Raw genomic sequence first — 22,802 nt, 5'->3', positions numbered from 1 at the left:
CCGAACGCCCATGTCGGGCGCCTGTACCGCGCGTGAAGAAGTGTGAAGCGTGGCGCCCGCGGGTCAGCGCGTGCCCCGGGCCTCGGGCATGCGCGGCACCGGCCGCTCGCGGGCGAGCAGCTCGCGCAGGTTGCGCACCACCTCCGGGTGGTCCGCGCTGACGTCGTGCGCCTCGCCGGGGTCCGTCACCACGTCGTACAGCTCCACCTTGATGCCCCGGGGCGTGGGCAGCTCCAGCAGCTTCCAGCGGCCCAGGTACAGGCCCCGGTGCCGCGCCGCGTGCACGGGCGCTTCCCACTCGGGTTTGAGGGCGATGTCGCCCGTCTCGGGTTCCACGGTGGCCGTCTCGTAGACCCACGGGTAGGGGATGCGCACCCGCTGATAGGGCTGGCCGTCGCGGTCGCTGAACCAGAGGTCCGACTCCACCAGCGCGGGCGCGTCCGGCATCCCCAGGTCCTCCGCGCCGGGCCGGACGAGCGACGCCAGCGAGCGTCCCCGGAACGTCTCCGGCCAGGGCACGCCGAGCAGCTCCAGCAGCGTGGGCGCCACGTCCAAGGCCCGCGCGCGCTGCCTCACCGTGTGCCCCTCGGCCACCTGTCCCGGCAGCCGCAGCACGAAGGGCACGCGCAGCGCGGCGCTGCCCCACAGGTGGTCGCCATGGCCCACGCCGCGGCCCTCGTCCGCCAGGTGCTCGCCATGGTCCGACAGCACCACCACCAGCGTGGAGTCCCACAGCCCGCGGCGCTCCAGTTCCGCGCGCACGTCCCCCACCAGCCCGTCGAAGGCCCGCAGCCCCGCGTCGTAGTTGGCCACCAGCGCCTCCACGTCCTCGGGCGTGGGCGGCGCCTCGTCCGGAGGCTGCTCCATGCGCGGCGTGGTGCCGAAGCGCCAGGGGCCCGTGTAGTCCGGCGCGACGAAGCGGCCTTCCTCGGGCCAGGGCGCGGCGTAGGGGAAGTGCGGCGTGGAGCCGAAGACGACGAGCGCGAAGGGCGCGTCGGCGGGCATCCCCTCCAGCATGCGCCGCGTGCGGCGGAGCAGCGGCGCCGGGTCGGTCAGCTCGGGGAACTGGCCGCGCTCCGGGAAGAGGCCCGGGGCCAGCGCCGTCCATGGCAGCAGGGGCACGTGGGTGATGAGCATCCGCTGGCGGATGAGGTCCGGGAAGTGGAAGGCCGGCGCCTCCACGTGCTGGAAGCCGTAGTCCAGGCGGGAGAAGTGGTCCCCCGCGTAGTCCGCCACCACCGCCGTCGTCCAGCCCGCTTCGTTCAGCGCGGTGGCCAGCGTGGTGAGCGGCTGCTCCCGGGCCTCGCGCCCCACCAGCGTGTGGCGGATGGGGTGCTCGCCCGCCCACTGCGAGGTGAGCAGCGTCGTCCAGGAGGGCGCCGTGCGCGGCACCTGCACCACCGTCTCCTGGAACTGCGTCCCCTCGCGCAGCAGCCGGTCGATGTTGGGCGTGGTGGGGCGCGGGTAGCCGTTGCCGGAGAAGTGGTCCGGGCGCAGCCCGTCCGCGGAGAGGATGAGCAGGTGGGGCCCCTTGGCGCGCGCCGCCGCCTTTTCGGGAGGCGTCCCGGCGGCCCGCACCAACGTGCCCATCCCCAGCAGCACCGCCAGCGCACCGCCTGCCGCCAGCGCGCGCCCGGGCGCGGCCCGCAGCGCCCGGGCGAGCAGGGCCAGGACGGCCAGCGCGGGGGCCACTGCCGCGGCCATCCCCCAGGCCAGGGGCGGGGTGCCACTCACCGACAGCAGGACCTGGCGGGTGACGGCCGAGCGCTCGTACAGCGTGGCCGCGTACAGGTGCGGGTGGTGCGCCATGTCCCCCAGCACCAGCAGCACGTCCACCCCGAGGCACGCCAGCGCGCTGCCCCAGAACACGGCCCGCCGGCCGGCGCCCGCGGCCCACAGGCCGGCGCCCAGGAACGCGCCCGCGGCCAGCCCCAGCACGGTGTAGGCCCCTATCAGCCGCGCCACCTGCCCCAGCACCACGCCCCGCCACTCGCTCCAGACGTACTCCGAGACGACCTGGCTCTCGTTCCCCTGGTAGCCCAGCTTCATGTTGAAGACTGCGCACAGCGTGTAGAGCGCCAGGAAGACGAGCAGGCCCGCACGGCAGCCGAGCAGGAGGGCACGGGCGAGGGTGGGGCGGTCCGCGGATGCCATGGACCCACACCCTGGGCATCCACCCGGCGATGCAACACCCCGAAATCTGACACGAATGACCATGACCGGACGCACGCCAGGTGGCACGGAGGCGGGCGCAGGGCGTGCCCCTCCGTTACTTTCTTCTCCCTGGCTTCCGCCCATGGCAGAACGGGCTCCGAGGCCGAATTATCGGCTCCGCCGTCGCCTACCTCCAGAGTCTCGACACTGGACTGGCGAGCAGGGGAGCCCCGCCCTACTGTTCAGCATCCCGCTTCCTGGAGTGGCACGAGCCCATGTCCTTTACCCACCTCCACCTGCACACCCTCTACTCGCTCCTCGATGGGGCGATTCGGATGAAGGACCTCATCAAGACGGTGAAGGAGAAGGGGATGACCAGCGTTGCCGTGACGGACCACGGCAACATGTTCGGCGCCATCGACTTCTACAAGAAGGCCAAGGACGCCGGCATCAAGCCCATCCTCGGCATGGAGGCCTACGTCGCCGGCCCCAAGGGGCGCGAGGACCGCTCCGAGAAGGTCTCCCACCACCTCATCCTCGTGGCGAAGAACGCGGAGGGCTACGCCAACCTCCGCTACCTCTCGTCCACGGCGTACATGCAGGGCTTCTACTACCACCCGCGCATCGACAAGAAGGTGCTCGCGGAGCACAGCAAGGGGCTCTTCGCCCTCACCGCGTGCCTTGGTGGTGAAGTGACGAGCGCGTGCTTCCGCGGCGACATGGACCACGCCCGCCGCGCCGCGCAGGAATACAAGGACATCTTCGAGCCCGGGCACTTCTTCCTGGAGGTGCAGTCCAACGGGATGCCCGAGCAGGAGAAGGCCAACGAGAACCTCAAGCAGCTCTCGCGGGACATGGACATCCCGCTGTGCGCCACGGCGGACGCGCACTACATCAAGCGCGAGGACGCGCGCGCGCACGAGCTCTTGATGTGCATCGCCAGCGGCAAGACGCTGGCGGACGGCAAGCGCATGAAGCACTCCACGGACAAGCTCTACGTCACGAGCCCCGCGGAGATGCTGGAGGCCTTCAAGGACATTCCCGAGGCCGTCCACAACACCCAGCGCATCGCCGAGCAGTGCAACCTGGAGCTGAAGCTGGGCAAGCCCATGCTGCCCACCTTCAAGGTGCCGGACAGCCACACCCCGGACAGCTACATGGCGGAGCTGGCCTACGAGGGCCTGCGCGAGCGCTTCAACGAGCTGGCCGCCACCGTCACGTACCCCATCGACCGCGAGGTGTACCAGGACCGCCTCAAGCTGGAGATTGGCGTCATCCAGAAGATGGGCTTCAGCGGGTACTTCCTCATCGTCCAGGACTTCATCAACTGGGCGAAGAAGCAGAACATCCCCGTGGGCCCGGGCCGCGGCTCCGGCGCCGGCAGCCTGGTGGCCTACGCGCTGCGCATCACCGACGTGGACCCCATTCCGTACAACCTCCTGTTCGAGCGCTTCCTGAATCCGGAGCGCGTGTCGATGCCGGACTTCGATATCGACTTCTGCCAGGACCGCCGCGACGAGGTCATCAAGTACGTCGGCCGGAAGTACGGCGAGATGAACGTGGGGCAGATCATCACCTTCGGCTCGCTCAAGGCCAAGAGCGTGCTGCGCGACGTGTGCCGCGTCTTCGCGCTGCCGTTCAGCGAGGGTGACCGCATCGCCAAGCTGGTGCCCGAGGTGCTCAACATCACGCTCAAGGAGGCCATCGAGATGGAGCCGCGCCTCAAGGAGATGATGGAGACGCCCTCCAACCTCGGCGAGGTGGAAGGCCGGCCCGTCACCACCAAGGACGTGCTCGAAATCGCGCTCGCGCTGGAGGGCCTGCACCGGCAGCCCGGCATGCACGCGGCCGGCGTGGTGATTGCCGACAAGCCGCTGTGGGAGTTCGTGCCCGTCTACCAGCCGCCGGGTGAGAAGACGCTCATCACCCAGTTCGCCAAGGACGAGGTGGAGGCGGCGGGCCTGGTGAAGTTCGACTTCCTCGGCCTGAAGACGCTCACCGTGATTCAGCACGCGCTGGACCTGGTCAAGCGCAACCACGACAAGCACATCCCCCGGCACGAGATTCCGCTCAACGACGACAAGGTCTGGGAGCTGATGGCCAAGGGGGACACGGCCGGTGTCTTCCAGATGGAGTCGAGCGGCTTCACGGAAATGGTCGTGAAGCTCAAGCCGAACTGCTTCGAGGACGTCATCGCCGCCGGCGCGCTCTACCGCCCGGGCCCGCTGGACTCCGGCATGGTGGACGTCTTCATCAACCGCAAGCACGGCCGGGAGAAGGTGTCGTATCCGCACCCCGCGCTGGAGCCGGTGCTCAAGGACACCTACGGCGTCATCGTGTACCAGGAGCAGGTGATGCAGATCTCGCAGGTCCTGGGTGGCTACACCCTGGGCCGCGCGGACCTGCTTCGCCGCGCCATGGGCAAGAAGAAGGCCGAGGTCATGCAGGCCGAGCGCGCCGGCTTCCTCGAGGGCTGCGCGAAGAACAGCGTCGACCTCAAGGTCGCCGGCGAAATCTTCGACCTGATGGAGAAGTTCGCCGAGTACGGCTTCAACAAGAGCCACTCGGCGGCGTACGGCCTCGTCACCATCCACACCGCGTGGCTGAAGGCGCATTACCCGTGCGAGTTCATGGCGGCCCTTCTCTCTTCCGAGAAGGACAACACCGACAAGGTGGTGAAGCACATCAGCGAGGCGCGCGAGTCGGGCCTCGCGGTGCTGCCGCCGGACGTCAATCAGTCGGACCTGCACTTCGGCGCGGTGGAGGGGAAGATTCGCTTCGGCCTCGGCGCCATCAAGGGCGTGGGCGAGGGCGCCATCGAGTCCATCCTGGAGGCGCGCAAGGACGGCCCCTTCAAGAGCCTCTTCGACTTCTGCGAGCGCGTGGACAGCCGCAAGGTCAACCGCAAGGTGCTGGAGGCGCTGGTGAAGGCGGGCTCCTTCGACTTCGAGAAGCGCCCGCGCCGGCAGATCTTCGACACGATTGAGAAGGCCATCAACCGCGGCTCGGCCAGCCAGAAGGACAAGGCGGCGGGGCAGAGCTCGTTGTTCGGCATGCTGGCGGGCCCGGCCTCGGGCAGCGGTGGCGGGCTGAAGGACGAGTACGTGGCGGTGGAGGAGTGGTCGGAGAAGGAGCGGCTGGCGCTGGAGAAGGAGGCCATCGGCTTCTACGTGTCCGGCCATCCGCTGCATCAGTACGACAAGGAGCTCAAGCGCTACGCGAAGCCGATTACGGCGGTGCAGCGGGCGCGCAAGGACGACAAGCTCACGGTGGCGGGCGTCGTCACGGTGCTGCGCGAGCGGCCCACGAAGACGGGCAAGCGCATGGCGTGGGTGACGATTGAGGACCTGTCCGGCTCCATCGAGCTGGTGTGCTTCCCGGGCAAGGAAGGCACGCGCAACGTGATGGGCCGGGACGGCAAGTGGGCGAAGCAGGGGCCCAAGCCGGGCTTCGAGAACTGGGAGCACCTGCTCAAGTCGGACGACCCCATCCTGGTGACGGGGACGGTGCAGATCAGCCAGCGCGACGAGGACTCGCCGACGCCGGAGCTCATCGTCGACGACATCCAGAGCCTCAAGGAAGTGCGCGAGAAGCGCACCAAGCGGCTGGAGCTGCGCGTGCCGGCGGACCTGCTGACGGAGGAGCGCGTGGCGAAGCTGCACGAGCTGGCGAAGAAGTACGCGGGCGCCACGCCGGTGGCCGTCAGCGTGCTCTTCCACGGCGAGGGCGAGGCGCTCATCGGCAACACGTCCATCAAGGTGCAGGTGAACGACGACCTGCTGCTGGCCGTGGACCGGCTGTTCGGCATGCGCGTGGTGGAGTTCGGCTGACGCCGGGAGGTAGTGCCCGGCTCTCTGGGAGCCGGGCACGTCCAGCCCGGCGGCGTCCTTCCGGGCTGGACCGTGGCCGTGGCGGAGGGCCTAGATGTCAGTCGACTTCGCGGTCGGGGCCGCCGAGGGCACGCTCAACACCTTGGAGTGGATGTCCTTGTCGGAGTAGCCCCTGAGCATGTCCGCGATGCCCTCCTCGAACATCGAGCGGAAGACCACGCCGACGTCACCCGTCGCTGTGCCTGCCGACTCCCCGGCGAACGAGAAGAGATACTCGTTCTCCTCGGAGAGCTTGAGCCCCAGCCCCCAGGTCATTGCTGCATGCCCCACGGAAGTCCCTCCGACGACCCCCGCGACGCGGACCTCGACACGCTCGACCTTCACGTCGATGACCGCATGTGGCGTGCTCGGGAGGGGCTGACCGGGAGCGACCACCTCCACCTTGTCGAAGTAGTTGCCGAACACCTTGACGAGATCTCTCTGCACGAAGGCCTGCACATCCTCGAGCCTCCCTCCACGGTCGGTGTTGTCCACCAGCACCGGCATCACTGCCGGCACCTTCGCGGGGTCGAGAACGAGGTAGGCGGTGCGGGGGCTCTTGTTCGAGATCATGAGGGAGGGAGCGGTCACGCGCATCTCCTTCACCGAAAGCCGGGAGGGGCCACAGGCGAAGGTCGCGCACGCCACCACCGCCAGAAGACTCTTCAACAGCAGCTGATGCATGTCCTGCTCCATGAGTAACGGGGTTGCGGCAACTTTGACATGGCTCACGGCTGGCAGACCAGCCGTCGGGCTGACGCCGGATGCCTCCTGGCCCCGGTGGGGCATCCAGGAGGCTCTGACGACCTGCTCGAGCTGTCTGTCATTGCAGGGCCGCGTGAAACCCGCCCTGCGGGGTGTGGGCAGTTCGAGCGGGGTGTGTCATCGCGGAGGGGGCGGTCGGGACGACGCCCCGCCGCCATGGGGGCGCCTCGAGCGCGGCCTCATGCCTCGCATTGCGCGTGGCAAGCATTCCTCGCACGGAGACGAACACGTCAGGCCTGTGGCCCCGATGAGCAGATGCGCCATCATTCAATGGCAGGCCAACTGGGAATCAAGGGGGCCCGTAGCGCAGCTCCTCAGACGCCAGGCGCCAGTTCCATCCCTCGTGGAGCAGCCAGGGAGTCTGGCCGGGTCGCATCCCTCTACGCGGTAGGAGCTGCGCTCACTCGACGGGCGCGCGCAGGACTCACTACCCCTTCCCACCCTCGGGCTTGTGCGCCTGCATCCGCTCACCCGTGGCAAAGAATACGCCGCCGGCCAGATGGTGGATGGGGCGGTAGGCATCTCCAGCGCTGAAGTCCCATCCATTGTCCTTCCACACCGCGTCCTCGACCCAGGCGGCGACGACCTCGGCGATGAACAGGTCGTACTTGCGCTGGACGTCTGGCTCGGGGAGCACGCGGCACTCCAGCCACCCCACGCAGCCCTCCACGAGCGGCGCCTGCACGCGGGAGGCGGGGAGGGCCTTCAGCCCCGAGGCAGCCCACTTGTCCTCATCGCGGCCGGTGACCGAGCCCACGGCATAGACCTGCTCCAGCTGCGCGCACGTGGGGACGCAGAGGGTGAACTCGCCCGAGGCATCCACCAGCTCACGCGTGAGGGTGCCCTCGGCGATGACGACGGAGACCTTGGGAGGCTCGAAGTCGATGGGCATGGCCCAGGCGGCGGCCATGACGTTGGTGCGGCCCTGCGCGGCGCTCGCGACGAGCGTGGTGGGGCCGTGGTTGAGCAGCTTGTAGGCACGGCGCAGCTCCAGCGGGACTCTCATGGCCGGGCACTCTATCCCGCTGGAGCGGCGGTGCTGCTCAGCGCTTCTTGTGCGGCAGGCGCACCGCCGCCGCCCGGGAGGGAAATCATCAGCGGCTGCCCGGTGCGGCCACCCCGCGTCGAGCCGGGGGGCTGCTACGGGACGATGTAGATGTCGCCGTTCGTCTGGGTGATGGCGCCGCCCACGACGTTGTAGACGTTGAAGAGGTCTGCGCTCTTGAAGCTCGCGCCCGCCGGCACCGGGGCCAGGGCCGGTGAGGTCGTCAGCTGGGTCAGCGACGAGCTGACGAAGGTATTGCCGGAGACCGTGACCAGGTTGTCCGCGGGCAGGTTGCCGCTGTTCACGCTGGTGTCGGGCCGCAGCCAGATGCCGGAGAGGCGCTGGTTGAGGGCGGCCGAGCCGTGGAGCGGCGTGCTGGTGATGGTCACCCCCATCGTGGTGTCACCGGCGGCGACCGGGCTGCTGAGGGTTCCCGCGATGGAGATGAGCGGCGTGTACCCGCCCGCGGCGTAGTGCGTCTGATTGTTGTTGTTGATGAGCAGCTGCCCATACGGCACGTCACCTTGCTTGAGGAACACCGTGCCCGCGCCACCGTCGCTGTACGCCGCGCTGATGCCGGTGCCTCCCCGCGCCTGCACCTGCGTGCTGCTCGTCGGGAGCGGATAGGTGAGGGCTCCGACGAAGCTCGAAGCTCCGCCCGTGCTGACCAGCGCAATCCGGCCGCCACCGCCCGCGCGCACCGCGCCGAGCGAGCCCGAGTACGCATTCGCCCCGTTGGCGGTGATGGAGCCAGTCCAGCCCGTGGTGTCGAAGCTTCCGCAGCGCATGGAGACCGAGCCTCCCGCGGCGCCGTACTGGCCGCCGCTCGTCACCGCGCCAGCCTTGATGAGCGTACTCCCGCCCAGCGTGCAGGCCCCGGCGGCATCGAGCCGGAAGACCCCACCGCCGTTGCTCCGGTAGGAGAGGTACGACGGCGAGCCGCCCACGCTCGCGGCCGCTCCCCCGGGATACCGCGGGTCCCGATAGTCGCCATAGGCCATGCCGCGAACCGACCCGGCAGTGTAGCCGCCTCCGACGCCGCCGTGGCCCGCGCCATAGCCGTTGGCCACGCCGGTCGCGGCCAGGGGGCCATTTGCTCCGAAGCCCCAGGCCGTCAGCGGCGCGCCCTGCGGGTCGCACGCCATCGGATAGCCCAGCCCCGCGACATCCACCGAGCCTCCCGTGAGCGTGAACGTGTCCGCGAGCGTCAGGTTGAGCCCGTACGCCACCGCGGCGGCCGGCGACGTCTTGAAGATGGGCGGGTAGTGCCTGAGGCCACCCGCCGTCTGCGCATAGCGCGTCGCCTTCAGCGAATTGGTGGTCAGCGTGCCGCCCGACACGACCACGTCGTTGGACGCGACGATGGCGGGCACGGTGAGCGCGCCCCCCGCCAACGACACGTTGTCCGCGACGAGCGTGCCGCCCGCCACCGGAGGCATCACCTGGGTGCTCTGCACGACGTTCACCGCTCCGCCCGCGTACTGGATGCGGCCCGTCTGGTTGCTCGTCGTGTCGAAGAGCACCAGGCCGTTCACGGTCATCGAGCCCGCTCCGGAGCTCGTCGTGTTGCCCGAGAGGATGTAGATGTCACCGTTGGTCTCGAGGATGGCATTGCCGAGCACGTCGAGGTGGTCCAGCACCTCCACGCTCCGGAAGAACGCGCTCGCGGCGATGTCGGATGGGACGGGGCTGGTCGTCAGGCTGCCCACCGCGTTGGTGGTGACGCTCACGAGGTTCGACGGGTCGAACAGCGCTCCGCCCGCGGCGTTGATGTCGGGCCGCAGCCAGCCGCCCGCGAACACCCCGTTGTAGGCCGCCGAGGACGAGGGGGTCGTGTTCTGCGTGAGCGAGGGGTTCGTGTTCAGCGGCGCACCGGCATTCTCGTAGTAGGTCGCGTTGAAGCTGGTGCTGGCGATGGAGACCGGGAGCTGGGTGGCGCCCGCGGCGACGTTCGCGGTGAGGGTGCCGGCAATCGCGGGCAGCCGCGTCGTACCCTCGTTCTGGTAATGCGCGGGGGAGTTGCTGGCGATGATGAGGTCGCCGTACGTCAGCCCGCTGTGCTTGAGGTAGATGGTCCCCGCGCCGCCAGCGCCAATCACGTAGCTGGAGTTGGCCGGCGCGCCGCCGAAGGCGTGGACCCGGGCCGTGAGGTTCGTGGGCGGGTAGCTCACCGCGCCGGTGAGGGTCGCGGCGTCACCGGTGCTGACCAGCGCGATGCGACCGCCGCCGCCAGCACCCACGGGAATGGACGAGTTCCCCGAACCAGGGCCGCCGTCCGCATTGAGGGTTCCCGTCCAGCCCGTCGAGGTGATGCCTCCGCAGCGGAGGTTGATGGAGCCTCCGGCGCCGTTGTACGGAGCGCTCGCGGTGATGGAGGCGGTGCCGGCCAGCACGCATGTCCCCGTCGAGGTGATGCGGGCGACGCCGCCCCCGTGATAGGCCGAGTAGGTGCTGTTGGTGGCACCGGGATACCTCGGGTCGCGGTAGTCGCCGTACGTCGCTCCCGCGTTGCCAGCGTGGGCGTTGCTGGCCGCGGTCATGTTGATGCGGTAGTTGCCGGAGCCCATGCCGCCGTGGCTGGCGCCGTACAGCTCGCTCGTCCCCGCCAGCGCGGACGAGGGCGCGCCATTGGGACCGAAGCTGAACAGCCCGCTCCCGCTGGCGCAGGAGCCATTGGGATAGCACGTCTTGCCATATCCCTTGCTGATGGTGTTGACCGTGCCGCCCAGGAGGTTCCAGGAGCCCGTGAGGATGTCGAGCTTGTACATGGTCGTGTTGGTGGCCTGCAGGTGCGTCACCGTGCCGCCGGTGATGAAGACGTCACCGAAGGTCTGCCCCTCCGTGGTGGCATCGAATGTCACCGTGCCCCCGGAGATGTAGAGGTTGCGGCCGCCCGCGTGGCTGCCGGTGATGGTGACATTTCCCGAGGTGACGGTGGTGCCACAGCTGCCGCCGCAACCCGCGCCGCCCTCGAACCTGCTCGAGTCGAACGTGACGTCCGCCGTGTCCGGAAGCGTCACCGTGCCGTTCGCATCGGTGACGGTGGCGGAGAAGGTCGTCGGCACCGACAGCGCCGTCGAGCTCCTCGCCGTGACGACGTAGCTCCCGGCTCCCGAGTCCACCGCCTTCAGGCAGGTCGCGGACGGAGCATTGACCGTGCACGCCGAGGTTCCCGTGCCGCCCAGGGTGACGAGCCCGTCGCTGCTCAGCACCTCGACGTGCAGCCCCGGCCCCAGCGGCGCTCCAATCGCGTCCCGGGGTGTGAGGGTGAGCGTCACGTAGGCCAGCCCGTCGGAGGGCACGAAGGTAGCGGAAGCCAGCAATTGCGGCTGCGGCGCGGTCAGGCTCGCGCACGTGCTCGCGGAGGCGGCCGCCGCGCTGGGAGCCCTCTCGTCCCGGGGTGGAGCTGAACAGCCGAGCAACGCGAGTACGAGCCAACCGGCGTGCAGACCTGAGCGTGACAGTCGCATGGACCTTCTCCCTGGCTCTTGAACAGCGGCCGGCCGGCGCCGCTTCAGTCCCGGGCGACCGAACGTCCGGATGCTTCAACTGGGTTGCATGAGGAACGCAGCCACTGGAACCACGGCCGCCCCCGGCCCCGCCTGTGTCCATGGATGCCACGCTCAGTGAAGGCCTGTGGCACGAAGGGTTACATGGTCCAGTGCGTCATCCAGTGGTTTCGCAGGGTTGGGGCCGGCTGCGCGCTTGCAGCGTTTGTCCACCTTTCAGCGCTTCACGCTCGGCAGTGCTCTGGGCGCACCCACGGAATCCGAATGAGATTCAGCAGACTCCTCGCAGCTTCATCACCCCCGAACCGTCCAGCACTCCTGGGCGTGCTGCTCGCGTCCTCGCTGTTCGCGCTCAGCGCGGAGGCCGTGCCCATGAAGGTCATGACGATGGGGCTCGGCTCGGGCTCCATCACGGGGACGGGCATCAGCTGCACCGACCTCGGCGGCGACTGTGACGAGCCCTTCGGGTCGACCACCGTGACGCTCACGGCCACGCCCGCCTCGGGTTCCACCTTCGGTGGCTGGAACACCGATGCCGACGCCGACCCCCTGTCCTCACCGGACTGCTCCGGCATGACGCTGACCTGCACCCTGTCGACGAGCCAGGCGCGGTCGGTGAAGGCGACCTTCAACCTCTCCTCCGGCATCAACCCGCTCGTGGCCGCGGACCCGAGCAACATCACGCCCGAGGAGATCGAGGCGTACCTCATCGACCCCCTCAACAACAACGTCGACAGCGTGGCCCGCTTCGTCGCCGCGCTGCCCCTGCAGTACCGGCAGAGCGCCATCCTGATGACGCGCTCGGAGAGCCTGCAGACGGGCACCGCCGAGCACCCGCGCATCCTGCTGTCGAGCATCAACGCGAAGTCCGTCTTCTCCATCGGGCCCGTCCAGCACTCCGCGTACCCGGGCTCGCACCCGGACGTCATCGAGTACATGCAGTGGGATGCGGCCACGAAGAACTTCCGCTTCCACGAAATCATCCTGAAGACCATCCCGGCGATGGGCTCCATTCCTCCGCGCACGCGCACGATTGAGAAGGACGACGTGAAGTGCTCGAGCTGCCACTCGACGCGGAACGTGCTCAACACGTCGGACCTCCCGGGAACGACGGGCCTGCCCGTGGGCGTCATCCAGACGAAGAACAAGCCCAACTGGGACCCGTATGACAGCTGGGGCGGCATGCTCCCGTTCAACCGGGACCGGCTGTATCAGGGCTCGCTGGACACGGCCGCGTTCCGCAGGCTCTACAACCCCTGGACGTGGAGCTCCAGCCACGCCATCCGCTCGCTGGTGGAGCAGCTTCGCCTGCAGCCCCCCGGGGTCCCCGTCGCGGACCGCATCACCCGCTTCCAGGGTGGCGCGGGTGACGGCACGCCCCGGCTGTCGTTCGACACGTCGCCTCCGGTGACGCTCGAGCCCGCCCCGGTGGGCTCCGTCGCCTCCATCAACACCGCGTACAACTTCGACAACACGTTGTTGGGCCCGACCAGCTCCGTCATTCGCGGTGGGACCTTCGTCGTGCTGTACCACCTCTCGCAGCTCAGCGGTGGTGAGGGGCGCGGCGTCCAGCTGTTCGACCTTGCTGGCGGCCTCGACGGCAACCTCAACCAGCAGCGCGTCGCCGACGAGCTCGCGACCCACCGCTGGGCTACCGGCAACGTGCTCATCGACCCCCGGCCCGTGGCCCTGGCCATCACCAAGGGCTGCTTCACCATCGACACGCCGAACAATCAGGTCATCAGCTCCGCCGGGAGCCTGACGTTCAGCCAGGCGTTCTTCACGGCGCGGCACGGCGGCCTGGGCATCGCCGACGTGTTCAATGACACCACGGTGCGCACCAAGAGCGTGCCGCGCAGGAAGGTCGACATCCAGAAGTTCAACCTCGACCGGACCGGTGACCTGTACACCATCACCACCCTGCCGGTGGTGAACGGCCTCGTCCAGCAGCATGGCGCGGCGACCAGCGCGGGGACGGTGACCTCGTTCCCCCGGCTCCGGCAGGAGGTGTTCCGCCGGCCCATCGATGAGATTGGCCCTGACGGGACGGTGATGGGCGGCATCTTCGTGGACCGGGAGATCTACAGCAACACGACGCGGATGGCCCTGTACCGCTACTTCCTCGAGCCGCTCGGGGTCTCGGTGGACAAGTGGTCCATGGGCGTGCGCGGCCGGTCGCGCACCTATGCCTTCGCCGACGTGTTCAACTCGTACACCAGCACCCTCCAGTCGGTGCTCCAGGCCAACCTGACCGCGGACCCGTTCCCCGGCCTCACGTCCTTCACCTGTGCCAACCTGATTCCGGCGGTGAATGCCTCGCTGGGGACGCTGCCCCTGGCGAGTGCCGTGCCCACGTACACGGACGTGCAGCGCATCTTCAACAAGGGCTGCGTCGAGTGCCACGGCGGGCTCGACTACCCGCCGTACGTGAACTACGGCACGTACCTGAACCTCGCGGAGAACCAGGTCGGCCCCGGCGTGGACCCGCTCGCGCAGTCGTACGGCCTCGCGCAGCCCATGGCGACCAGCCTGACGGGGATGCTGTTCGACCGCATCACCCGCACGTCGGAGGACTGCCCGGGCGGCATGATGCCGTGTGGCGGGCCGCCGCTGAGCGCCGCGGATGTCGACACGATTCGCCGCTGGATTGTGGGTGGCAACCCCTCCACCTGGGGGGACCCGCACCTGACGACGATTGATGGCGTGCGCTACGACTTCCAGAGCGCCGGCGAGTTCGTGCTGCTGCGCGACCCGGGGACGGAAATCCAGGCGCGGCACACCCCCGTGCAGACACAGGGGCCCGTGGGCCCGGACGCGCACACCGGGCTGACCTCGTGTGTGAGCATCATGACGGCGGTGGCGGTGCGCGCCGGCCCGCACCGAATCACCTACCAGATGAACCCCGAGCGGCGGGAGGGCTTGGAGCTGCGCGTCGATGGACGGCCCGTGCAGCTCGGCACGGAGCTGCTGCTCCCCTCCGGGGGACGCATCCTCCGGACGCCTTCTCAGGGCGGCATCCAGATTGAGACGCCGGGTGGGACGCGCATCATCATCACCGTCGATTGGTGGGCGCACTACCAGCTCTGGTACATGAACGTCAGCGTGCAGCATGCCCGCGCCACGGACGGCCTGCTCGGCGCCATCGCCCCGGGCAACTGGCTGCCGACGCTCTCCGACGGCACGCAGCCAGGCTCCCGCCCGACGAGCCTCTACGACCGCTACGTCGACCTGTATGCGAGGTTCGGGGACTCCTGGCGGGTGAAGGACTCCACGTCGCTGTTCGACTACCCGGCCGGGTACTCCACCGCGTCGTACACGCTCCAGGGCTGGCCGGCGTACAACGCGAGCTCGTGCAGCATCGCCAAGGCGCCCCCGGGGATTCCCATCGTGCCGGCGCTGCCGGCGCTGTCGATGCAGCGGGCGCTGGAGCTCTGCCGGGGCGTCACGAACGAGGTGCGGCGCCAGCAGTGCGCGCAGGACGTGGCCGCCACGGGCGACCCCATCTTCGCCCACACGTTCGCGGAGTCCGAGCGGGTGGAAGCCAACCGCAACCCCGGGGCCGTGGGGCTGGTGTCACCGAGGGACTTCTCCGTCGCTCCCGCGACGGTGTCCTTCAAGTGGGAGCCCACCTTCGACCCGAACCAGGACGCGGTCCTCTACCGGCACTGCGTCTGGGGTGTGAATACCGCCTTCACCTTCCAGGCATGTGAGGCGCAGCCGACGCAGGCGCTCACCCGCACGGTGACGCTGGAGTCCGGCAAGGACTACTTCTGGAAGGTCATCGCCCAGGACGGCAAGGGCGGCAGCTCCGAGAGCAAGACGTGGCGGATGACGGCGAGGTAGCAGCCACCGCTGAAGGCGGAGGCACCTCCGCTGCTGCAACACCCGCAGTCACTTCTGCCAGGTGCTGAAGTCCACGGGTCCGCCGCCTGCTTCACGGGCGGCGGGCCCGGCTCGAGCCGGTGCCGGTGGCACCAGCCTCCGCGGGCGCGGCGCCAGCCTCAGCTCGTCCGCAGGTCCAGCTTCGCGCTGACGGCGACGGCTTGCGGGTTGAATGCGCACAGCCGGAAGGTACCCGGCACCAGGTCGGGCCGGGTGACCTCGTCCGCCGCGAACGAGAAGTCCGCCGTCACCTCTTCGGCCGCGGCGGAGAACGTCCCTGTCTGCCCGAGGAGGCTCCGCCGCAGCCGGAGCCGCACGGGCGGCCGCGAGCCGTCAGGCCTGGGCTGGACGGTGCCCGCGGCGAACACCGCGTTGAGGGCCGACTCGTCCTGGAGCAGGCACACGTTGGAGCCCGGCGCGATGCGCAGCGTGGCCACCTGGACGGCTGTGCGCTCCGGTCCCCGATGCCCCAGACCACCTCGGTGGGCGAGAAGGTGAGCAACTCGGTGCGCGCCGTGCGCAGCTCCTCCCGCGCGGCCCCCATGTCCCAATAATTCCGGTTCGCGTGTCCAAGCTGGCGAAGATGCGTTCAGGGCTGAGCCCCGCGGAAATACAGGACCTGTACGACCGGTACGCACCTGGGATGTACCGGAGGGCCTTCGCCTTGCTGCAGCGGGAGGCGGACGCGTGGGACGCGGTGCAGGAGTCGTGTGTCCGCCTCCTCCAGTCAGCGGACGACTTCCGGCGCGAGGCCCGGCCGATGACGTTCATCTACCGGGTGACCACCAACGTCTGCCTCAACATGCTCCGCTCGCGAGCGCTGAGGGACGTGGCGCCGGAGGGGGAGGGGACGGAGGGCTCCGTGGATGGGCTGGCGTCCACCGAGTGCCGGGACTTCCTGTTGAAGCTGGCGCGCGAGCTGGATGAGCGCGGCCTGACGGTGGCCACGCTGTACTACCTGGACGGGATGTCCCAGGAGGAGATTGCCCAGGTCCTGGGCCTCTCCCGGAAGACCATCGTGCGCGAGGTGCAGCGCATCAGCGTGCGGGCCCGCGCGCTGGGTGAGCCCGCGAGCCCGGTGGTGCGCAAGGAGGTGCCGCATGAGTGAACACCTGTCGGACTTCGCCCTGGACGAGGTGCTGGCCGGCGGCCCGAGGTCGCCCCACCTGGAGTCCTGTGGCGCCTGCCGGGAGCGGCTGGCGCGGCTGGGGGCCCACGCGGAGTCGGTCCAGGCCGGGCCCCACTTCTCGCGCGTCCGGGCCCGGCTCCTGGCGGAGGCGGCGCAGCGCCCGTCCCGGCCCACCACCTCCTGGTTCTCCGCGTGGCTGCTCGTCCCCGCGCTGGCCACGCTGGCGGTGGTGGTGGTCCAGGGGACGCCGCCAGTCGACGCAGGGGGCCAGGCCGGACCGTCCACGGGGGCGGAGGGCGCCGCGCCCGCCGGGGGGCAGGGGACGCGGGTGAAGGGGCCTCCCGCAGTGGAGCTGTTCCGGCTGGAGGACGGCCAGGTGAACCCCGCGCTGAAGGAAGGGGATGCGGTCGCGCTCCGGCTGAGGAGCGGGGGCCGGCCCTATGCGCTGGTCGTCTCCATGGACGTGGGGGGGCAGGTGGAGGCACTGTGGCCGGCGGGGGCGGGGCGCAGCGGCGAGCTGGTCGCCGAGCAGCCCGCGCCCCTGTTCCAGGTCACCCGGGGAGACTTCGTGGTGCATGCCATCTATTCGGACACGCCGCTGCGGTTCGACGAGGTCCGCGCCTGGCTGGCCACGCACGGGCCGCGGTGCCCTGGCGCCTCGGTGGAGGTGGCCTGCCACGAGCCCTCGGGGCTTCCCCCGGGCTCCGCGCACGCGGCGGTGGCGCTCGGCGTCGAGGCCCGGCCATGACGCTCGCGCTGCTGCTGGCGGCCATGGTGGCCACGCAGCCCGGGGCCACGGAGGTGGGAGCGGGCCCGCGCCGGTTCGCGCTCGTGGTGGGCAACAACCGTGGCACTGCTGCGAATGTGCCGCTGCGCTACGCGGAGCGCGACGCCCTCGCGGTGCTCGGCGTGCTGCGGGAGGTGGGCGGGCTGCGGCGCGAGGACGGCCTGGTGGTGCTCGGCTCCGACGCGGACGCGGTGCGCGACGCGCTGGCCCGCTTCGAGCGCTACCTCCGGGCCCAGGCCCGGCAGGGAGACCAGCTCTTCGTCTACGTCTCCAGCCACGCGGACGCGGGCGAGCTGCACCTGTCCGGTACGCGCCTGCCGCTGCACGAGGTGGTCCGCTTCCTGGAGGCCGCGCCCGTGAGCGTCGCCCTGCTGGTGGTGGACTCGTGCCAGTCGGGTGAAGCGGCGCGCCTCAAGGGGCTCAAGCCCATTCCAGGCGTGCTGGTGAACCTGGAGCGGCAGGAGCTGTCCGGGCGCGTCATCATCACCGCGTCCGCCGCGGACGAGTCCGCGCAGGAGTCGGATGCGCTCGCGGGCTCCGTCTTCACGCACCACCTGGTCGCGGCGCTGCGCGGGGCGGCGGACGTGTCGGGGGACGGACGCGTCACGCTCGCCGAGGCCTATACGTACTCCTACGCGCGCACGGTGGAGTCCTCGCTCCTGTCCCGCGCGGGGACGCAGCACCCCAGCTTCCGCTTCGACCTCCAGGGGAAGGGGGACCTCGTCCTCTCCTCGCCCGCGCGGGCGACGTCGCTGCTGACGCTCGCCATCGAGGAGCCCGGGGACTGGACGGTGTCCACCCTCTCGGGAGAGCCCGTCCTCGGGCACGTGCGCAAGGGCGCGGGGGCGACCACGCTGGCGCTGCCCGCGGGCGGCTACATCCTCACCACGCGGAGCGAGCACACCGCCATGGAGGCGCGCGTGCAGGTCCCCGACGCGGGCCGCGCGGAGCTGACGCGCTCGCAGCTGCGTCCCCAGCGCCTGGAGACGAACGTGCTCAAGGGTGCGCTGCCGCCGAGGTGGAGGCTTCACCTGGGCCCCAGCGTGGGACGTCCGCTCATCCCATCCTTCGGGCCCATGGTGGGCGCCACGGCCGCGCTCCAGCATTCCTGGAAGGAGTCCGGGGTGAACCTGACGACGGCCGTGCTGGACGTTCGCCGGGGAGCGCATCCCTCCGGGGACCTCGAGCAATACGACGCCACGGCGCGGCTGGGCCTGGGGCATCTCACGCGGGACTGGCATGGGCTCCAGCTCCACGTCTCCCTGGATGCCGGCGCCACCCTGTCCCGCCAGCGGCAGCCCTCCACCGGAGAGGTGGGGCTCGCCCTGCAACCCCAGGTGGGAGCGACGGTGGGAGCGTGGCTGCGAGTGCACGGGCCGCTCCGGCTGTCGGTCCTCGGCAATGCGGGGCACACCTGGTCGCGCGCGGATGCGGGCGCTGGCTCCGCGCTGTCGCTGGGCGGCAGCCTCGGCCTGGGTTGGGTGCGCTGACGTCCCAACCTGGCGGCGTCGCGTGTCCAAGAGAGGTCTCGCGACTGCCTCCCGGAGCGTCCCCCATGAAACCCGGCCTCACCCGCTGCACCTGGGTGCCCCTGCTGCTCTGCACGGCACTGGGCTCCCTTGCCTGTGACTCCTTGAAGTCGGAGCCGACGTCCTCTCCCAAGACGGACGACACGTCCGGTGGTCAGCTCCTCGTCACCCTGAGCACGGAGGGGCCGGAGTTCTGCCGGGAGGGCCAGTGGACGCTGTCCGTCCACGTCGAAGGCAACCCGGACAAGGTGGAGCTGGTCACCCAGGCGGAGGGCGACCCCGAGCCGTCCGTCAGCGACCTCACCCCTCCGTACCGGCACGCCGTGGACTGTGCCACCCATGCGCAGGGCCTTGTCACCTTCGCCGCGCGGGCCGTGCTCGGAGAGCAGAGCGTCACCAGCCGGAGCGCCACGGTCGTCGTGGACCGCACGCCTCCCGTGGTGGGCCTCTCTCGTCCGGACGGGTCCTTTCCCCACGTGCACGAGGCTCCGGAGATTGGCATCTCCGAACCCCTCCTGGCCGGGTCGCTCGAGGTCTCGCCCACCGTGCTGCGCGACGACAGGGGGTTCTCGGTCGCGCACCAGGTGGTGCTCAGCGAGGATGGGAAGGTCCTCCGGCTGGTGCCGGCCTCACCCCTGCGTCCACCGGCCATCCTGCACGTCGACCTGTCCCAGGTGAAGCTGAAGGACCGGGCCGGCAATCAAGGCGTGGGGGTGCACAGCCATCGCATCCGCTACTGGCCCTTCAGTCGGGTCGGAGACCTGTGGCACAACCCCTCCCACTACCTGCATTCCCTGGCCACGGAGCAGTTTCCAGAGGGCCGGCCGGTCCTCGCCTTCGTCACCACCGAGTCGTTTGGCGTCGTGCCGCAGCTCGGAGTCAACCGCTGGAACGGTACGGCATGGGAGCCGCTCCCCGCGCCGCGTGAGCCCCATGCGCGGGCGGTAGCGCCCGAGCTGCCGCGGCTCGCGACCTCCCGGCTCGGAAGCGCCCTGGTGCTCGCCTGGAGCGAGACCCAGGACTCCACCTCGTGGATTCACGTGGTGAAGCATGACGGCATGTCATGGGTCCGCCTGGGAGCGCCGTTGGACACCCGGGACACCCATCCCCGGTTCCAACTGGCGCTGGACTGGTGGGGGCGCCCCTTCCTCGTCTACCCGGACGGCGCTGGCGGGCTCCGGGTGATGCGCTGGAGCGACACGGCCTGGGAGCCCCTGGGAGACCCTCGGGGAGCCATTCCCGAGCTCCAGACGTACGCGGGGCACCCGGCCATCACCGTGGAAGGCGGCACCGTGTTCGTGGCCTGGTCGGGGTTTCCTTCCCGGGAAGACGACGCGCAGCACGTCTTCGTGACGAGGTACGCGAATGGGCGCTGGCACCGCATGGGCCGGTTGCTGCGCGGCACGGAGCAGGGCAGCACGTGGGACCTCGCCATCAAGGGCGAGGGGGAAGACGACGTGGTGGTCGCCTGGCGGGAAAGCGCCCCGGACCGCGCCACCGGGATGCTCTTCGTCTCCCGGTGGAATGGAGACCTCTCGCTGGGCGACTGGGGGACGCCGGAGCGCATCCAGGCCGCGACGGAGCTGCTGTACCTCGGCCCGCCCTTGCTCGAGCTCGATGCCGACGGGGAGCCCTGGGTGGCCTGGCAGCGGCGGGGCTCCGGTGACGCGGAAGGCGTGTACCGGAGGCGCCGCGCCACGGGGTGGGAGCCGGAGCAGTTCATCGCGGGCGAGATGCTCAGCGGGTTCCGGCTGGATGCGAAGGGGCTCCCCTGGGCATCCGCGGGATACCCGGGGGACCTGACCATCATCCGCCCGCAGTAGCCGCTCCGGCGGCCCTCGGACGCTCCCTACTGCCCGAGAAGGACGCGGAAGATCTTCTCGTTGCTGTTGTCGGGGATGCTGTCCTTGTCGCCCTGGTTGGTGGTGGTCAGCCACAGGTTGCCGTCGAGCGTCGGCTCGACGGTGCGCAGCCGGCCGTAGGTGCCGACGAAGAACTGCTGCACGTTGGTCAGCTCGGTGCCGCTGATGACCCCGCGGTAGAGGCGTGAGCCGCGGGCGCAGGCCACGTAGAGCGCGTCGCGGACCACCGTGATGCCGGAGCAGGAGCCTTCCGACGTGGGGTAGGTCCGCTTGGGGGCGATGTACCCGGCCGTCGCGCAGCCCGAGCCGCCCTGGGACACCGTCCCCTCACAGTTCGGCCAGCCGTAGTTCCCGCCCTTCTGGATGAGGTTGGTCTCGTCCATCACCGAGTTGCCGAACTCCTGCTCCCAGAGGCGCCCCTGGGAGTCGAAGGCCAGCCCCTGCGGGTTGCGGTGGCCATAGCTCCACACGTAGTTGCCGAAGGGGTTGTCGGACGGGACCGTGCCGTCGGTGTTGAGCCGCAGCACCTTGCCGGCCAGGTTGTTGATGTCCTGCGCGTAGGCGCCGTTCTGGGCATCACCCGTCGCCGCGTAGAGCTTCCCGTCCGGTCCGAAGCGCAGGCGCCCGCCGTTGTGGAACTTGTTGCGGCCGATGCCCTGCAGCAGCACCTGGAGCGAGGCGATGTTGAGGGCGCCATTCTCGTACCGCAGGCGCACGATGCGGTTGTCGGTGGGGGACGTGTGCATCACGTACAGCCAGCGGTCGGTGGAGAAGGAGGGGGAGATGGCCAGCCCCATCAGCCCGCCCTCGCCGTCGGTGCTCTGCACGTTGGGGACGGTGCCCACCGACGTCTTCTGTCCCGTCGCCGGGTCCAGGCGAACGATGTTCTGCGCGTCCCGGCGGCCGTAGAGCACCGTGCCGTCCGGCAGGTGCACCAGGCCCCACGGGATGTCCGTGTCGGTGGTGACCTGGGTGACGGAGCAGACGGGGTTCGCGCAGGCCTGGCCGGTGGTGACCGTCACGGCCGAGCTCCGGGCGGACGCATTGCCCTGGGCGTCACGGGCGAGCACGGCGTAGGAATAGGCCGTATTCGGGGAGAGGCCGCTGTCGGAGAAAGACGTCCCGGGCGGCGAGCCGGACACCGTCCCGACCTTCACGCCTCCTCGGAACACGTCGTACGCCGTCACGCCCTGGTTGTCGGTCGACGCAGTCCAGCTCACCGTCACGCTGGTGCCCGAGGCGGTGGCGGTGACGCCGGTGGGGACGGTGGGCGGCTGGGTGTCCGTCTGGCACGGCGGCGGGGTGATGGAGAGCGTGGCGCTGCCTTGAGAGACATTGCCCGCCGCGTCCCGTGCATTCACATACAGGCCCCACGTCGCGCCGGGGACCACGGTCAGCCCGGTGGACACCGTGGCGCCGGACACGCTCTTCATGAGCTGGCCGTCGTGGTAGACGTCATAGAAGGCGACCCCCTCGTTGTCCGTGGACGCGGACCACGACAGTGTGGCCGAGTTGCACGTCACGTTGGACAGGGTGAGCCCCGTGGGCACGGTGGGGGGCTGGGTGTCGGGCGGCAGCGACCACTGCTGGTTCGTCTGGCCGTTGCAATTCCAGACGACGACCGGCGAGCTGTTGGCGGTGGCCTGGCCGGACACGTCGAGGCACAGCGAGGACGAAGTGTGGACCACCGTGCCGTTGGCGTTGCGGACCCACCGCTGGCTCGCCGCCCCGGTGCAGGCGCCGATGACGGCCCGGGCCCCGGCGCTGGCGGTCGCGGGCTGGACGCACCAGGCACCGTCGAACACGCGCAGCTCGCCCTCGGGCGTGAACAGGAACCGCTGGTTCCCCTGCCCGTGGCAGTCATAGATGTTGAGCCCCTGCCCTGACGTCTGGCTGTTCTGGGCCACGTCGAGGCAACGGCCGGACTGCACGCCGATGAGCCGGGTGCCCGCGACCAGCGCGGCGGTCTGCGTTGGGGGCTCGGACTCGTGCTCCGGTTGCACTCCACAGGCCACGGCGGTGGCGAGGAACAAGGCCAGTCCGGTGCGGCGAACGACGACGGGCAGGTGACGAAGGTGCATTGAGACGCTCCTGGGTGTGTCACCTCTTTCCCGGTATTCCGGGTTGGCCTCAAGCAATCTTTGTGTGCCGCGCCGGCGGGTGTTGACCCCCGGTCAGCAGGTGGCCGGCAACCGACATGCCGGGGGAGGGCCTTCTAGCTGCCCAGGCGCGACATGCGGCCCCCTGGGTCGAGGGCGAAAACCCAGAAAT

The 22,802-nt window shown here is 69.9% G+C and carries 12 protein-coding genes; 6 read left to right on the top strand and 6 right to left on the bottom strand.

The window, feature by feature from the left end; genetic code table 11:
* Nucleotides 1-63 precede the first annotated feature (63 nt).
* Nucleotides 64-2,154 (bottom strand): sulfatase family protein, encoded by a 2,091-nt coding sequence (locus LXT23_RS36330; protein ID WP_253985008.1) that lies wholly within the window; start codon nucleotides 2,152-2,154, stop codon nucleotides 64-66.
* Nucleotides 2,155-2,429: 275 nt separating this feature from the next.
* On the opposite strand from LXT23_RS36330, the gene dnaE reads away from it, so the two are divergent.
* Nucleotides 2,430-5,984 carry a DNA polymerase III subunit alpha gene (gene dnaE, locus LXT23_RS36325; protein WP_253985007.1) on the top strand — a complete coding sequence of 1,185 codons (3,555 nt, stop codon included), beginning with the start codon at nucleotides 2,430-2,432 and terminating at the stop codon, nucleotides 5,982-5,984.
* A gap of 90 nt (nucleotides 5,985-6,074) precedes the next feature.
* Here dnaE and LXT23_RS36320 read toward each other — a convergent pair whose 3' ends face one another.
* The 3 genes from LXT23_RS36320 to LXT23_RS36310 form a co-directional block, all read right to left on the bottom strand.
* Nucleotides 6,075-6,707 (bottom strand): hypothetical protein, encoded by a 633-nt coding sequence (locus tag LXT23_RS36320; RefSeq protein WP_253985006.1) that lies wholly within the window; start codon nucleotides 6,705-6,707, stop codon nucleotides 6,075-6,077.
* 508 nt (nucleotides 6,708-7,215) lie between these two features.
* On the bottom strand, nucleotides 7,216-7,794 hold the full coding sequence (locus LXT23_RS36315) for a flavin reductase family protein (RefSeq protein WP_253985005.1): 579 nt from the start codon (nucleotides 7,792-7,794) through the stop codon (nucleotides 7,216-7,218).
* A 134-nt stretch (nucleotides 7,795-7,928) separates the two neighbouring features.
* Complete coding sequence (locus LXT23_RS36310) at nucleotides 7,929-11,156, bottom strand: beta strand repeat-containing protein (RefSeq protein WP_253985004.1); 3,228 nt, start codon at nucleotides 11,154-11,156, stop codon at nucleotides 7,929-7,931.
* A gap of 510 nt (nucleotides 11,157-11,666) precedes the next feature.
* On the opposite strand from LXT23_RS36310, the gene LXT23_RS36305 reads away from it, so the two are divergent.
* Nucleotides 11,667-15,185, top strand: a complete 3,519-nt coding sequence (locus LXT23_RS36305) for a VWD domain-containing protein (protein ID WP_253985003.1) — start codon at nucleotides 11,667-11,669, stop codon at nucleotides 15,183-15,185.
* Between the two features lie 158 nt (nucleotides 15,186-15,343).
* Here the strand turns inward: LXT23_RS36305 and LXT23_RS36300 are convergent, their stop codons facing one another.
* Nucleotides 15,344-15,661, bottom strand: a complete 318-nt coding sequence (locus LXT23_RS36300) for a hypothetical protein (protein WP_253985002.1) — start codon at nucleotides 15,659-15,661, stop codon at nucleotides 15,344-15,346.
* 128 nt (nucleotides 15,662-15,789) lie between these two features.
* Here LXT23_RS36300 and LXT23_RS36295 point away from each other — a divergent pair, with 128 nt between their 5' ends.
* From LXT23_RS36295 to LXT23_RS36280, 4 genes are all read left to right on the top strand, one after another.
* A complete protein-coding gene (locus LXT23_RS36295) occupies nucleotides 15,790-16,332 on the top strand; it encodes an RNA polymerase sigma factor (RefSeq protein ID WP_253985001.1) in 543 nt (180 codons plus the stop codon).
* A complete protein-coding gene (locus LXT23_RS36290) occupies nucleotides 16,325-17,101 on the top strand; it encodes a hypothetical protein (protein WP_253985000.1) in 777 nt (258 codons plus the stop codon). Before LXT23_RS36295 ends, LXT23_RS36290 begins: the two co-directional genes overlap by 8 nt.
* Entirely contained in the window at nucleotides 17,098-18,630 is a 1,533-nt protein-coding gene (locus tag LXT23_RS36285) for a caspase family protein (RefSeq protein ID WP_253984999.1), read from the top strand. The genes LXT23_RS36290 and LXT23_RS36285 overlap by 4 nt, the downstream gene beginning before the upstream one ends.
* Nucleotides 18,631-18,695: 65 nt before the next feature.
* A complete protein-coding gene (locus tag LXT23_RS36280; protein ID WP_253984998.1) occupies nucleotides 18,696-20,492 on the top strand; it encodes a hypothetical protein in 1,797 nt (598 codons plus the stop codon).
* A 26-nt stretch (nucleotides 20,493-20,518) separates the two neighbouring features.
* On the opposite strand, the gene LXT23_RS36275 is transcribed toward LXT23_RS36280, so the two are convergent.
* Nucleotides 20,519-22,612, bottom strand: a complete 2,094-nt coding sequence (locus LXT23_RS36275) for a PQQ-dependent sugar dehydrogenase (protein ID WP_253984997.1) — start codon at nucleotides 22,610-22,612, stop codon at nucleotides 20,519-20,521.
* Nucleotides 22,613-22,802 lie beyond the last annotated feature (190 nt).

It is taken from the genome of Pyxidicoccus xibeiensis (assembly GCF_024198175.1).
In the GTDB taxonomy this organism is placed as follows: domain Bacteria; phylum Myxococcota; class Myxococcia; order Myxococcales; family Myxococcaceae; genus Myxococcus; species Myxococcus xibeiensis.
Note: the sequence above shows the minus strand (reverse complement) of the source record. Positions and strands in the feature narration are given on the sequence as shown.